Origin of the sequence: Bacillus sp. FSL K6-3431 (assembly GCF_038002605.1) — a bacterium.
Classification (GTDB): Bacteria; Bacillota; Bacilli; order Bacillales; family Bacillaceae_C; genus Lederbergia.
On record NZ_JBBOCT010000001.1, the window covers coordinates 5,158,935 to 5,173,520 of the forward strand.

Below are 14,586 nucleotides of genomic sequence, written 5' to 3' on the forward strand. Positions count from 1 at the left end.
ACACATTATAAGATGTGATATTCGCCTTTTTTAGTCTATCAAATAATATTTCAAAAATATTTTATCTATAAATTCTGAAAAGAGCAAGAACTGTTAAATATACAACAAGAATTGTAAAAGTATAGATTCATATTCATGATAGTATGATTAAAAATAGCATAGATTACAGTTTTCTTGAGGTTAAAAAATGGAACAGAAGGGGTGTTTTATTCAAAAAATGAGCCATACAGGATGTCATATTGATTTAGAAACAAATCAGTTACTTGCTAGTGGCAATATAAAAATGGAGTACCGAGCAGACAGAAATAAGCAACGTTGGCCTTTACATTCCCATTCAGGATACGAGATTTACTTTTTTCATGAAGGAAATGCTACCTATCTAGTTAATAACGTAATCTACCATTTAGAGCCAGGAGATATGCTGATTTTTAATGGAGAGCATATTCATAAAGTGAATCCAGATAATGGAGTTTATATTCGAAGTTACATAAATTTTTTCTCGTACTTTGTAAAAAGTCATCTTGAAAAAGATTTATATAAAAAAGTTAAATTGCTTTTCGAGACTAATAATGGGACATTAATTCGATGGGGTATAGAAGAACGCATGGAAATTGAAAACATAATGTCAGAAATTATTGATGAGCATAGAAAAGAAAAGGTAGGATATCAATCTATCATTCTATCCTACCTATCGCAATTATTAATTAAAATCTATCGTAAATCGAATGGTGTCAATATTAATGTGGAGTACAACCCAAAGAATGAGCATGTCCAGAGAATATTGAAATTTATCAACGAAAACTATATGAATCAGCTCACGCTAGATCTAATTGCGGATACATTCCATTTAAACAAATATTACATGTGTCATTGTTTTAAAGAAGTGACTGGTTTTACGATAAATAAGTATTTAGCACAAAGAAGAATAGAGGAAGGAAGAAAACTGCTATTAACTACTGAACAGACAGTTAGTTCTATATCAACACAGATTGGACTCAATAGCGCAGTACAATTTAGTAGAGTTTTCAAACAATATGAAAGTATATCTCCGCAGGTATACAGAAAAAAGTTTATGAGTCAATGATAGAAATAATAGTTGAATCTCGAGTATTTTGAAAGCGCTTCAACGAGAGGCTGAAAAGTGCATCAGAAAGAGAAGTAAAATTACTAGGAGGCTTTAATATGAATAAAAAGGTAAATATGTTCTTGTTCTTATTATTAATAATAGGATTAATTGCAGGATGTAGTTCACCTTCCGGAAAAAAAGAGGTTGGAACAGATGGTGTTTCTTCAGACGATAAAGTTGAATTGAGAATGACTTGGTGGGGCTCTCAGGATCGCCATGATCGCACATTAAAAGTAATAAAGTTATATGAAGAAAAAAATCCAAATGTGAAAATATCATCGGAATTTACAGGATGGGATGGTTATTGGGAAAAAATAGCTACTCAAGCTGCTGGTCAAAATCTACCTGATATCATTCAAATGGATTATAAATTTTTATCCGATTATTCCGACAAGGGATTGTTAATAGATTTAAATGCTTATGTAGAATCTGGTGCTTTGAGCCTTGATGATGTGGATCCCCAATATTTAGACGGTGGTAAGATAGACGGCAAATTATTTGCTATTAATATTGGTGCAAACGCACACGCTGTTCTGATAGATCCTGCAATGTTCAAAGAGGCAGAAATTCCTATTCCAGATCCTGGGTACACATGGGATGACCTTCAAGTAATAGGTAAAAAGTTATCAAATAAATTAGGTGATGGAGTGTATGGATTACATCCAAGTGCAGGCATTATGGCGTTCAAACATTATTTAAGAGAACATAATACATGGTTATTCAATGATGATGGAACTGATCTTGGTTATGAAGATGATCAATTGTTAGTAGATTTCTTGAAGATGCAAGCAGATATGCTTAAATCTGAAGCGGCAGCACCGCCTGAAGTCTTTAAAAGTGCAGGTTCGAATATAGAGCAAATGCCGATTATTACTGGGAAAACAGCTATGCTAATGGACGTACATAGCAATCAAATAGTTGCAATGGAAGAGGCAGCGGGTCGACCGCTTCAATTAATCCTTCAACCGATGCTCGAGGGTGGGGAACTAGGACATTACATCAAACCAGGTCAATTCTTGTCAGTTTCAAGTCATTCAAAAAATGTAGAGGAAGCGGCAAAATTTATTGACTTTTTTACAAATGATATAGAGGCTAATAGACTATTGAATGCAGAGAGAGGAGTACCAATTTCAGAGAAAGTTCGCGAAGATCTAAGGGCTAACTTAACCGAGAGTGGTGAAAAGATGTTTGATTATCTCGATTTAGTTGCCGAATATGCTCGAGAAATTAATCCACCCGATCCAATAGGTGCTACGGAAATAGAAGATTATTTTTCTACGGAAATAGAAGATCCTATTTATTATAAGAAATCGACTCCTGAAGACTTAGCAAAAGCGTTTAGGGATAAAGCAACTGAAATATTATCTAAAAATAAAAAGTGACGTGAAGAGTATAAAATAACATACCATCCATCTATATGGATGGTATGACTAGCTGGAGGTGTACCATGGGAAGAACTGAAGAAGTAATTGATAATAGGCTATCCAAGAAAAAAGTAAATATAACTAATCTTAAAATTGCTAAAGCGAAAAGGCAAAGGAAAACTGATATTGTAGGCTTCGCTTTCATTTCACCATGGCTAATAGGTTTTTTATGTTTTATTTTAGGTCCAATGATTGCTTCCTTATATTTGTCATTTACTGATTATAACTTACTATCTACTCCAAATTGGATTGGAGTAGAAAATTATTCAAATATGTTTACAAATGATCCTCTATTTATAAAAGCGCTCCAAGTGACATTTATTTTTGTTTTTATTTCTGTCCCCATGAAACTAGCTTTTGCATTACTAGTAGCAATGCTTTTTAATAATAATCGCAAAGGCGTCAGTTTGTATAGAACGATTTTTTATGTGCCCTCCATTTTAGGAGGTAGCGTAGCAGTTGCTGTTGTCTGGAAGCAGTTATTCAGTACAGATGGAGCTATCAATGACATACTTTCTATTTTTGGAACTGAAGGAACAAATTGGATTGCGAGTCCAGATTACGCTTTATCCACATTGATTTTATTAGTTGTATGGCAGTTTGGATCTCCAATGTTGATTTTCTTAGCGGGATTAAAAGCAATTCCAGCAGAATTATATGAATCAGCTTCAGTAGATGGTGCTAATGCATTAGTAAAATTTATTAAAATCACCATACCGATGCTCTCGCCCGTTATTTTTTTCAACTTAGTTATGCAAACAATTCAAGGCTTTATGGCATTTACACAAAGCTTTTTAATTACCCAAGGTGGACCTTTAAATAATACTTTATTCTATGCTGTTTACTTGTACAATAAAGCATTTGGTCACTTCAATATGGGGTATGCTTCAGCTTTAGCTTGGATATTATTAATTATTTGTGCCATATTTACAATGTTTATTTTTAAGACCGCAAAAAGTTGGGTTTACTATGAGTCTGAAGGGGGGAACTAAAATGCCAATATCTAAAAAGTATAAACCATTTATCTATCACATTAGCATTGTTATTTTAGGTTTTTTTATGATTTATCCGATCCTATGGACAATAGCAAGTTCTTTGAAACCTGAAGATGAGATTTTCCGTAACGCTTCATCATTAATCCCATCTTTTCTGAAATGGGAGAACTATATGCAAGGTTGGCAGGGATTTGGGGATATAACCTTTACCACCTTTTTCATGAACTCAACATTTGTTACGATCATGGTGGTTATTGGAACCATATTTTCATCAACTTTAGTTGCATTTGGTTTTGCACGCGTTAACTTTCGTTTCCGTACACCACTTTTTATTTGTTTATTAGCAACCTTGATGTTACCTCAACAAGTAACATTAATACCTCAATATATTCTTTTTCATAAATTAGATTGGGTGAATACGTACTTACCACTTATTGTACCTGCATTTATTGGAGGTATTCCATTTTTCATCTTCTTAATGGTTCAATTTATCCGTGGAATACCGAGAGAGCTGGATGAAGCTGCTTATATTGATGGTTGTAGCACATTTGGGATTTTCTGGCGTGTTATTCTACCTTTAACAACGCCAGCAATAGCAACAGTTGCCATATTTTCGTTTTATTGGACCTGGGATGACTTTATGGCACCGTTAATATACTTGAATGATACAAAATTATATACCGTAGCCCTAGGTTTAAAGATGTTTTCTGATCCATCATCATTAACCGCTTGGGGACCGATGCTGGCAATGTCAGTAGTATCAATATTACCCCAACTATTGATGTTTTTATTTTTTCAGAAGTACTTAGTTGAAGGGATAACAGCTGGAGGAGTGAAAGGGTGAATGGGGACTATGTATCCATTGTAAAAGATGTAACCAGGTTTTTTTGACCCTACATCGAAACAGTTTAGTTACTAACTTATTCAAATTGAGTGATAGAATTCAAAGAAATGAGAAAAAAGTATTATATATATATCGTAACTCATGTAAGTTGGTGCCTGTTAACCCGTTTGCGAATATGTAATTGCTAACGAGATAGCAATATGAGTCATAAAAATAGCAAAAACGAGCATGTTGGGTCAGTGTGAATGTAAGGAAATTCAATTAAAATATAATGATAGATCAAACTAATTGAAAAAGGTAGGTGAATAATTGTAAGCACTTTCAGTATTTAATTGAATATATTAAAAATGAATCTGAAAAGCTCTGTGTAATTAGCGGTAGAGACAGATTTTTAAAGGATTGTTCATGCTAGACAGCTTTTTAGCCTATGAAAAGATTATTCTTGATTATTAAATCTTGGCTCAATCGAGAGGGGTATTGGTTTGAAAGCTATGCTAAAATGTTATCCTTTATTCAATCATTTCATGGAGGTAAAGTAAAATGCTTTAAAAATAAACACGTTGTATAACATCGATTTAATAGAAATTGGTATGATTCTCAGGATATCGCTAAAGAAAAAATGTTAGAGGAGAGATAAGAATGCAAGAAAAGTTTGCTGCACAATTATATACGGTTCGAGAAGAGCTTTCTAAAGGAATTGCACCTGTTTTTCAAGAATTGAAGAAAATGGGCTGGGCTGGTGTTCAAATTTCTGCTCTTCCGGCCGATCATAATCCCAAAGAAGTGGCCGATGCATTAAGGGAGACTGGACTACGTACGGCTGGAATGCACATCTCTTTAAATCGCCTTGAAAATGACCTTCAAAATGTGATGGAGGAAGCAGACCTATATGGTACGAGAGATATTATTTGTCCTTCTCTTCCTTCAGAATACAAGAATGTTGAGGGGTATCAGAAACTTAGACGAAGCTTAAATGAAATTGCAAATAAAGCTCCCAACTATCGGATTAGCTACCATAATCATGCATTTGAGTTTGAGACAGAAATTGATGGTGTGTCAGCATTGGAATATCTTTTGACTCCATCGGAGGAGAACTTGCTTCTTGCAGAAATAGATGTGTATTGGGTAAAAAAAGGCGGACAAGATCCACTTTCATTTATTCAACCATATAAAAATAGAATGCCAATCATTCATTTAAAAGATATGTCTAATGATGATAAAGAAGTTTTTGCTGAAGTGGGAACGGGTAAGATTGATTTCATACCTATTCTACAATGGGGTGAAAAGTCAGGTGTTGAATGGTATGCAGTGGAACAGGATATTTGTCCAGGGAACCCAATGGATAGTCTGCAAATCAGCCTTGATAATCTGATGAAACTAAAAGATCAAGTTTAATATAATTGAACTGGGGGGATTGAATATGTCCGAGCTGAGAATTGGAATTATCGGTATAGGAAACATGGGGACGAGCCATGCTAAAGCAATTTTTGATGGTAATGTAAAAGGAGCGGTATTAACCGCAATTTGTGATGAACGCCCTGATCGATTAACATGGTCAAAAGAGATGTTTGGCGATAAAGTCCAAACATTTTCTTCTATCGATGATTTTTTTGTCAACGCAAACATTGATGGAGTTATTATCGCTACGCCACATTATGATCATCCTACACTCGCTATTAAGGCGTTTGAGAGTGACTTTCATGTGCTTTGTGAGAAGCCAGCAGGGGTGTATACGAAAAATGTTCGCCAAATGAATGAGGCTGCGGATAAAAGCGGAAAAGTATTCAGTATGATGTTTAATCAACGAACGAACCCATTATATCAAAAGGTACGAGAGTTAATCTTAGACGGTGAGCTTGGTGAGATTAAGCGAACAAATTGGATTATTACGGATTGGTATCGCTCTCAAAGCTATTATGATTCTGGTGGTTGGCGTGCGACATGGGCAGGAGAAGGCGGCGGGGTAATGCTTAACCAATGTCCACATCAACTAGATTTATGGCAGTGGACAACAGGTCTGATGCCAAAACGAGTAAGAGCATTTAGTGGTTTTGGTAAATATCATGATATTGAAGTGGAAGACGATGTGACAGCATATGTAGAATATGAGAACGGAGCAACTGGACTATTTGTAACATCTACAGGTGAAGCACCAGGTACGAATCGTTTTGAAGTGACAGGAGACTGTGGGAAGCTTGTTGTAGAAAATAATCAACTAACATTTTGGAGACTAAGACAGTCTGAACGTGAATTCAATCGAGAATTCCGAGGTGGTTTTGGTCAGCCTGAGTGTTGGAAAATTGATATTCCTGTACGTGGTAAATCGACTGGTCATTTAGGGATATTGAATAATTGGGTAGATGCCATTCTGAACGGGGCTGAATTACTTGCACCAGGCCAAGAAGGAATCAAGGGTTTAGCAATTACAAATGCCGTTTATTTATCGAGCTGGATGGATAACTGGGTGGATATGCCTATTGATGAAGATCTTTACTATGCTAAATTGCAGGAAAAAATGAAGGAATCTAGCTATGAAAAGCCTACTAAAGAGGACCTAACGTTGAATGTAAGTGGGACACATTGAGGTATAAATAAGACAAATGCCGAAATGATTATTAAAAGCATAAAGTTGAATGGATTATGAGTCACTAGGTTATGGAAAATGATAAGGGATACTTCTCTATTTTATTATAAACCGACTATTTATATGAGTAGTTGGTTTCTTTTTAACAGTCAATTTTTGTGGAAAGTGGACTTATAGCACGTTATGTCATAAGAACCTAAATAAATTAATAAAAATTTCTAAAAAGATGTTAAATCAATTTTGATACCTGTCTCGATGGAGGAAAAGCTCAATTAACTGTATAACAGTAGATTGAGCTTTTTTATAATTTCATAGATGACTGAATCACATAGCAGAACAAAATATTAATAATTCATAAGTCCTGTGATAATGGTACTTGTATTTGTAATAATTTACTAGTAATATAGATTTTGAGTAATAGATAATCACTTTATTAGTTGTAGGAGTGAAAATGAAAGATTAGAGGAATACCGGGCTAAAAACTAATTAATAGAAATAAAATATTGCTTGTTCATTACAGTATGCTAGTTAGCAGGTTGTGTTAGTTCTGAATACATATAGTAATTGAAAACGCTGTAATGGAAACAAGAGAGAATATAACTATCATGTAACATATTTTATAAAGAGGGATGATAATATGAAAAGCAAAATAAACATTAGTAATGTATTCATGCGTTCATCGATAGGTAAGCGGTTACTTATCAATCTGCTATTATTTTCTATGATACCAGTTATTTTCATTGGCTTTTTTTCTTACAAGGTTTCTTCATCTCTCATTCGTGATAAGGTTAGTGATGTAACGCAGGAGTTGATAACTCAGGTAGCTAGAAATTATGAACAAAAAGTCGCTGAAATGGAAAGGATAACCTTAAATATAGCTACTTCTAAAAACGTTAGTGATGGTTTAGAGAAATTTAGAAATGAAGAAGGCACCTATGGGTATATTTCACAAAAAAAAGTCTTAGAAGATTATTTACAACACCAGTCAATAACAAGTAATGATATAAAAAGTTTAATACTATTTACTGAAAACGAAACATACGGTGAGACGAGTGACACCAATATTAATACAGAATCCCCTGAGATGAAGGTAGTATTTGAGGAGATACGTAACGCCAAAGGTACAGCCATTTGGTATTCCATACCAAGTGAAGAAAAATCCCTGGAACTAAATATGTTTATTGGAAGAGAGGTTTCTAATAATCAAGGGATACTTTTGGTCGAAATCGACAAAAGTGTATTTAATGAGAGTATCCAAGAAATAAAGCTTGGAGAAACCGGCTATCTGTCAATTTTAAACAATAATTGGGAAATTATTTTGAATAGTATGGAAAAAGAAAATAGGGATAGTAGCTTATTAGTGAAAGAAATAGAAAAGCTAAACTTTAAGGAAACTGATACAATAACATTTTTTTCGAAGCGTAATGAGCTAGTAACAACTAAAAAAATGGAAAAAACGGATTGGACATTATTTTCTAGCGTACCGATTAAAGAATTAACAACAGAAACAAAAGAAATTGCAAAAATAACGATTATTGTTGGTGCTATCACCTTCATATTATCACTTATCGTTGCGCTAATAATTGCGAACAGAATGACTAAGCCTATTAAAAAAGTTACGGATATGATGAAAGAAGTAGAGGTTGGTAATTTACAAATTGCTAGCCAAATAGAAAAAAGTCATACTAATCAAGATGAAATTGGCCAGCTAACTGATTCACTCAAAAACATGGTCGAAGGTATTAGGAAAATGATAATAAATACTTCAAATACGGCTGAAATATTGTCAAGTTCTTCTCAACGACTCTCAGAAAATGCGGTATATAATCGGAATTTATCTAATCAAACAAATGAAAGTATTCAACATGTAGCACATCTATCTCTTGAAACCGTTGCAAGTACAGAAGAAAGTGCAGTTGCATTTGAATCCATTGCCATTGATATTCAAAAGATAGCAGAGGCTTCATCAAAAGTTTCAAGCAACTCGATACTAATGTCCACAGAGGCTGAAAAAGGGCAAGGTTTTATAACCAATGCTGTTAACGAGATAGAAAAGGTAAATAAAACGGTTGGTGAATCTGTACAATTAATAGAAGAGTTAGACGAACGATCGAATCAAGTTGCACAAATAACAGGGATTATTAGTTCAATAGCAGAACAAACTAATTTACTTGCACTGAATGCTTCCATTGAAGCGGCAAGGGCAGGAGAGCATGGATTAGGATTTACAGTCGTCGCAGAAGAAGTTAGGAAATTAGCACAACAGTCTCAAAATGCTACGAAAGAAATTGGGACGTTAATATCGGAAATTCAAAGTTCAACCAAATCAACGGTCTTAAAGGTAACAAAAGGAAAAGAAGAAGTAATAAAAAGCAATCAGGCAATAGAAGAAGCAGGGCTGCAATTCAATATAATTATGACTTCGATACAGGATATTTCAGATCAAATAAAGGAAGTGAATGCGATTATACATGAAATATCAGCAAATTCTGAAGAGGTGTCGGCAACCGTACATGTGATGAATGAGCATACAAATCATAGCAATCACATGGCAACCAAGATTCAAGAAGATATAGCTAAACAACTTGAATCCATTGATCAAGCATCAATTGATTCAAAGGAGTTGGAGCATATTTCGCAAAAATTACTTAAAGCAATTCAAGTATTTAAAGTGTAATTCTACTTGCTCAGGATGTGAATATCGTTCCACGCTCTTGGGATGACCATGCATTAGAGCAGCAGCAGCTAAAAAAGCGAGTCAAGAGATGTTTTGTAACCCGTTAAGGTTAACTGTTCGTTTATGTTTTATATAATTCAGATCGAATCACAATATATTATAGACTCTTTCTTATTTAAGGATGAGTCTTTTTGAATTTTGCAATATAAAATGTTAGAACCTTTTCATATTACATGAATAAATAATATTAAAACTAAAAGTTGCCCTTGGCAAACTTATTTGAGTGTGGTAAAGTAAACGCAACAAGAAATTGTGAAGGAGTGAAATAATCTGTGAGTAATTTTATAAAAGTAGATAATCTTCAAGTTTCCTATTTTGGAACGGAAGCGGTGAAAAATGTGAGCTTTGAAATCGAGAGCGGAAAGCTTGTAGGAATTATCGGGCCAAACGGTGCAGGAAAATCTACTTTAATTAAAGCTTTATTAGGATTAATACCTATTGATAAAGGGAAAATTCGTATACTGAAGAAAGAAGTAAAAGATGTCCGCAGGCAAATAGCCTATGTTCCTCAAAGGAGTAATATTGATTGGGATTTTCCAATTAGTGTGCTTGAAACGGTTATACTCGGCACGTATCCGAATTTAAGACCTTTCCGTAAACCAAAGAAAATGGAAAAGGAGCTTGCATATGAAAGTTTAAAAAAAGTGGGAATGGAATCCTTTAAAGATCGTCAAATTGGTGAGCTCTCGGGAGGCCAGCAACAAAGAGTATTTTTAGCTAGGGCATTGGCGCAACAAACGGAAGTTTTTTTCTTAGATGAACCATTTGTTGGGATTGACATTACAAGTGAAGAAACAATCATTCATATTTTAAAAGAGTTGCGAAATGAAGGGAAAATTGTGTTGGTTGTACATCATGATTTAAGTAAATCAAATGAATACTTTGATGAATTAATTTTATTAAATAAAGAATTGATAGGCTGTGGGCCCGTTGATAAAGTGTTGAATCCAGAAGTGATCTCACGGGCATATGGCGGAGAATTATCATTTTTGAGAGATATGGTGGTGGCTACGCCGTGAGTTTTATTGAAGCAGTTGTACAATATGGATTTTTACAAAAAGCGCTTGTTACTTCAGTGATGGTTGGTATCATCTGCGGTGTGATTGGATGTTTTATTGTTCTAAGAGGTATGGCATTGATGGGAGATGCTATTTCACATGCAGTACTACCAGGAGTTGCCATATCTTACGCACTAGGAATCAACTTTTTCATAGGTGCGGTTCTTACCGGGGTTTTGACTGCGGTCGGAATTGGTTATATTAGTCAAAATAGTCGAATTAAAAATGATTCATCGATAGGTATTATGTTTACAGCAGCATTTGCTTTAGGGATTATTTTAATTACTTTGTTAAAAAGCAGTACAGACTTATATCACATTTTATTTGGCAATGTACTAGCGGTGAAACCGTCAGATATGTGGATGACGCTAGTAATCGGGTTGATTATTCTTGCATCTGTATATCTCTTCTATAAAGAACTACTTGTTAGTTCTTTTGATCCTACGATGTCCCAAGCATATGGTTTACCTAATAAGCTGATTCATTACTTTTTAATGACATTATTAACAATGGTGACTGTTGCTTCATTACAAACCGTAGGAATTGTTTTAGTCGTCGCCATGTTAATTACACCTGCATCAACTGCGTATTTATTAACTGATCGCCTTTGGAAAATGCTTTATCTTTCTGCAGGATGCGGTGCATTATCTTCCATCATTGGCTTATATATCAGTTTTAAATATAATTTAGCTTCAGGTGCAACGATTGTACTTGTTGCGACATTATTATTTATCATCGCGTTTGTATTTTCACCGAAACAAGGAGTACTATGGCGCTCATTAAGATCACGAAACAATCGGCCATCTTTGGATGTCTAGAAAATTTAACTATAAAACACTAAAGTTAAGGAGAAGATTATGAAGAAATTAAGTTTTTCTGTCTTGATTATGGCTGTATCTATATTTTTATTAACTGCTTGCAGTGGAGAAAAAAATAGTTCCATTAAGCATGAGGATGGGAAAATAAATATCATTACTACGTATTCTGTTATTTATGATATCGTTAAAAACGTGGGCGGTGATGCCGTTGAAGTTCACAGTCTAGCTCCGATTGGATCTGATCCACATCAATATGACCCATTACCAGCAGATGTACAAAAAGCAACGGACGCTGATATTATTTTTTATAATGGGTTAAATCTAGAAACTGGTGGTGCATGGTTCACAGACATGATTGAAACAGCTGGTAAAGGTGGAAAAGATGCGCCAGTTTTTAATATAAGTGAGGATGTCAAGCCAATGTATTTAAAAAGTGATGGTAATAAAGGAGAGGAAGATCCTCATGCTTGGCTTGATGTGTCTAATGGAATCAAGTATACGGAAAATGTGAAAAAAGCATTAGTAAAAGTTGACCCTGACAATAAAGAATTGTATGAAAAAAATACTGCGGATTATATCGTACAGTTAGAAAAACTCGATGAAGAAATATCAGAGAAACTGAAGGGAATACCAGACGAAAAAAGACTTCTTATTTCGAGTGAAGGTGCGTTTAAGTACTTCTCAGCGGCCTATGGATTCGAAGCTCATTATATATGGGAAATCAATTCACATAGTGAAGGTACACCTGAACAGCTGAAAGCAATAGTTGATATTATTAGAGAGAAAAATGTAAAAGCTTTATTTGTTGAATCAAGCGTGGATCCAAGGAGTATGGAAACTGTCTCAAAAGAAACGGGAGTCCCGATCGCAGGTAAAATCTTTACAGATTCCCTTGGTAAACCTGGCGCTGATGGAGATACGTATATCAAAATGGTTGAATGGAATGCAGATACTATTTATAAAGGGTTAAAGGAATAAGAAAATAATCCCGGAGCCTAATCGCTTCGGTATTATTTTTAATAAAACGATAAGCTTGCGGTTGCCATGATACATATATGCACCCCTGAATTCGAATAGACAAAGGTCACTTCTGTTAGCAACCTAAAGACTAAGATTTGAAAACACAAAACTTAGAGAGTGTGGGCTAACAATTACCACATAATGATTAGTATGGATATATTATTCCTCTAATCCTTGAATCGATCGCTTCCTTTAAGAGAGTGACAACATTAAAAGTAAAAGAAGGAGAGACAACATGAGTCTAGATTTTAAACTTTTTGAAATGATCAACCAGTTTGCAGGGAAAAGCGATCTTCTAGATCATATAGTGATCTTATTTTCTAAATATGGTCCAATTATGTTTGGATTAGTCTTTGTATGGATCTGGTTTTCAAAGTCTGGGAATAAATATGATAATCGACAAATCGTATTGTTTGCATTAACAATTACAATCATCGCCCTTGGAGCTAACAAAATGATCGAATTGATATACTATAGACCACGACCATTTGTCTCCCATGCTGTCCATTTGTTAAGTGACAAATCAAGCCTAGATCCTTCCTTTCCGAGTAATCATGCTACAGGATCATTTGCATTGGCGTTCGCACTTTTCTGGAGGCGCAGAAAGATTGGCAGTGTCCTATTGGTTTTTGCCGTTTTCATGGGGATTTCTAGAATTTTTATAGGGGTTCATTATCCGCTGGACGTAACAGTAGGTGCGATCATAGCATTCATCATTTCATTCGTTGTTATATCGCAAAGTCGTTTTCTCGAACCGCTAAATAATAAGATTATTGATATTTTTAGTAAAACAGATTCGAAGACAATCGGACAGTAATACTTTATGGTCAAATATATAAAAGCCGATTTCCTCATCATAGGGAAATCGACTTTTATTATTTTTATATGAGGTTCACAATTGGATTATCTTAACTCGAGTTATTCTTAGTGTGTAATATTTTTATTGTCCTGTGATGATAAGAACTCTTTTAAAGCTTGTTTGTTTTTCTCAAAATCAATACTTAGGACTGCCCCCACGTCCACGCGTTCATCTGTAAAAGAATCTTGTAAAGGTATTCTTAAAGTCTCCATCTTTTTAGATTTTCCAACAAGTAAACCTTTCCCGATTGAAAGAATTGTTGCTGTGTCTACGTTTGTATCAATGTATGGGTCAGCAATCCCAAGCATCTTTGGAAGCTTTACAAAACTATGAATACTGATAGCTTGATCCTTTAGCTTTGACATTACTTCTTGTTGCCGTTCCACTCGCCCAAAGTCGCTTAATCGGTCTTGGCGGAAGCGAACATATCCTAACAATTGCTTCCCATCCAAAATTTGTTTACCTGGATGTAATGTCATACCAATTCCATAAGACATTTCATATGGGATATCAACCTCTATCCCGTTAGGTGCTACAATATCGGCAATTTTTGAAAATCCGTTAAAATCAACAACAGCATAGTAATTAATATCAATATCAAAATTTTGTTTAATCGTTTTCCTTATAAGTTCCGGACCTCCAAAAGCAAAAGCCGAATTTACTTTTTGTTTTCCGTGATCGGGAACATCAACATAGGTATCTCGCATAATTGAAGCAATTTTTATATCATGAGTGTTCTGATTATAGTGAGCAATCATTAATGTATCAGATAGTCCAGGCTCTTTACCTCTAGTGTCACTGCCTATTAATAAAATATTAATCTCCCCAAATTGTGGTTCTGGTCCATGGAACGGATCAAACGTTGTTTCGTCATCTCTATACATACCATCGCTCGCCTCAGATAGTCCTTGATAGTATTGATAAACAGAATATATGACTGCGATTAATAATAATAAAACCAATAATAAGGAGAGATTTCTTAGCCTTTTGCGTTTTGTTGTCTTTCGTTCTCTTTTATTCATAAAAAGTTCCACCTACCACTCTATTTATAGATTTCGATAAAACTTGTTGCCTCAAAAATATTATATTTGATAACATTAGATAATATTTTCATATGAAAG

The 14,586-nt window shown here is 34.6% G+C and carries 12 protein-coding genes; 11 read left to right on the plus strand and 1 reads right to left on the minus strand.

The annotated features are described in order from the left end of the window. The first annotated feature begins 187 nt into the window (after positions 1-187). The 11 genes from MHB53_RS24555 to MHB53_RS24605 all read left to right on the plus strand — a co-directional run bounded on the left by MHB53_RS24555 (position 188) and on the right by MHB53_RS24605 (position 13,423). Complete coding sequence (locus tag MHB53_RS24555; RefSeq protein ID WP_340923649.1) at positions 188-1,084, plus strand: AraC family transcriptional regulator; 897 nt, start codon at positions 188-190, stop codon at positions 1,082-1,084. Positions 1,085-1,182: 98 nt separating this feature from the next. Further along, positions 1,183-2,508, plus strand: a complete 1,326-nt coding sequence (locus MHB53_RS24560; protein WP_340923651.1) for an ABC transporter substrate-binding protein — start codon at positions 1,183-1,185, stop codon at positions 2,506-2,508. 65 nt (positions 2,509-2,573) lie between these two features. Then, complete coding sequence (locus MHB53_RS24565) at positions 2,574-3,542, plus strand: carbohydrate ABC transporter permease (protein WP_340923653.1); 969 nt, start codon at positions 2,574-2,576, stop codon at positions 3,540-3,542. A 1-nt stretch (position 3,543) separates the two neighbouring features. Further along, positions 3,544-4,389 (plus strand): carbohydrate ABC transporter permease, encoded by an 846-nt coding sequence (locus MHB53_RS24570; RefSeq protein ID WP_340923656.1) that lies wholly within the window; start codon positions 3,544-3,546, stop codon positions 4,387-4,389. A gap of 639 nt (positions 4,390-5,028) precedes the next feature. After that, on the plus strand, positions 5,029-5,784 hold the full coding sequence (locus tag MHB53_RS24575) for a sugar phosphate isomerase/epimerase family protein (protein ID WP_340923658.1): 756 nt from the start codon (positions 5,029-5,031) through the stop codon (positions 5,782-5,784). A 25-nt stretch (positions 5,785-5,809) separates the two neighbouring features. Continuing rightward, positions 5,810-6,973 (plus strand): Gfo/Idh/MocA family protein, encoded by a 1,164-nt coding sequence (locus tag MHB53_RS24580; RefSeq protein ID WP_340923661.1) that lies wholly within the window; start codon positions 5,810-5,812, stop codon positions 6,971-6,973. Between the two features lie 1,594 nt (positions 6,974-8,567). Next, complete coding sequence (locus tag MHB53_RS26515; RefSeq protein ID WP_445661544.1) at positions 8,568-9,650, plus strand: methyl-accepting chemotaxis protein; 1,083 nt, start codon at positions 8,568-8,570, stop codon at positions 9,648-9,650. Positions 9,651-9,982: 332 nt separating this feature from the next. Then, positions 9,983-10,729: a metal ABC transporter ATP-binding protein gene (locus MHB53_RS24590; protein WP_340923665.1), complete on the plus strand. Its 747-nt coding sequence runs from the start codon at positions 9,983-9,985 to the stop codon at positions 10,727-10,729. Then, a complete protein-coding gene (locus MHB53_RS24595) occupies positions 10,726-11,586 on the plus strand; it encodes a metal ABC transporter permease (protein ID WP_340923667.1) in 861 nt (286 codons plus the stop codon). Before MHB53_RS24590 ends, MHB53_RS24595 begins: the two co-directional genes overlap by 4 nt. A 39-nt stretch (positions 11,587-11,625) precedes the next feature. Continuing rightward, positions 11,626-12,564, plus strand: coding sequence for a metal ABC transporter substrate-binding protein (locus MHB53_RS24600; protein WP_340923668.1), 939 nt, complete (start codon positions 11,626-11,628; stop codon positions 12,562-12,564). 277 nt (positions 12,565-12,841) lie between these two features. Then, the gene (locus MHB53_RS24605; protein WP_340923670.1) at positions 12,842-13,423 is read left to right on the plus strand and encodes an undecaprenyl-diphosphatase; all 582 of its coding nucleotides are present in this window, start codon (positions 12,842-12,844) and stop codon (positions 13,421-13,423) included. Positions 13,424-13,530: 107 nt separating this feature from the next. Here MHB53_RS24605 and MHB53_RS24610 read toward each other — a convergent pair whose 3' ends face one another. Further along, the gene (locus tag MHB53_RS24610; RefSeq protein WP_340923671.1) at positions 13,531-14,487 is read right to left on the minus strand and encodes an LCP family protein; all 957 of its coding nucleotides are present in this window, start codon (positions 14,485-14,487) and stop codon (positions 13,531-13,533) included. Between the last annotated feature and the right edge of the window lie 99 nt (positions 14,488-14,586).

Bases quoted from the DNA above. Each gene is read 5' to 3' on its own strand.
- MHB53_RS24555 (WP_340923649.1), top strand. From the start codon at position 188: ATGGAACAGAAGGGGTGTTTTATTCAAAAAATGAGCCATACAGGATGT.
- MHB53_RS26515 (WP_445661544.1), top strand. From the start codon at position 8,568: ATGACTAAGCCTATTAAAAAAGTTACGGATATGATGAAAGAAGTAGAG.
- MHB53_RS24600 (WP_340923668.1), top strand. From the start codon at position 11,626: ATGAAGAAATTAAGTTTTTCTGTCTTGATTATGGCTGTATCTATATTT.
- MHB53_RS24560 (WP_340923651.1), top strand. From the start codon at position 1,183: ATGAATAAAAAGGTAAATATGTTCTTGTTCTTATTATTAATAATAGGA.
- MHB53_RS24580 (WP_340923661.1), top strand. From the start codon at position 5,810: ATGTCCGAGCTGAGAATTGGAATTATCGGTATAGGAAACATGGGGACG.
- MHB53_RS24570 (WP_340923656.1), top strand. From the start codon at position 3,544: ATGCCAATATCTAAAAAGTATAAACCATTTATCTATCACATTAGCATT.
- MHB53_RS24575 (WP_340923658.1), top strand. From the start codon at position 5,029: ATGCAAGAAAAGTTTGCTGCACAATTATATACGGTTCGAGAAGAGCTT.
- MHB53_RS24605 (WP_340923670.1), top strand. From the start codon at position 12,842: ATGAGTCTAGATTTTAAACTTTTTGAAATGATCAACCAGTTTGCAGGG.
- MHB53_RS24565 (WP_340923653.1), top strand. From the start codon at position 2,574: ATGGGAAGAACTGAAGAAGTAATTGATAATAGGCTATCCAAGAAAAAA.
- MHB53_RS24610 (WP_340923671.1), bottom strand. From the start codon at position 14,487: ATGAATAAAAGAGAACGAAAGACAACAAAACGCAAAAGGCTAAGAAAT.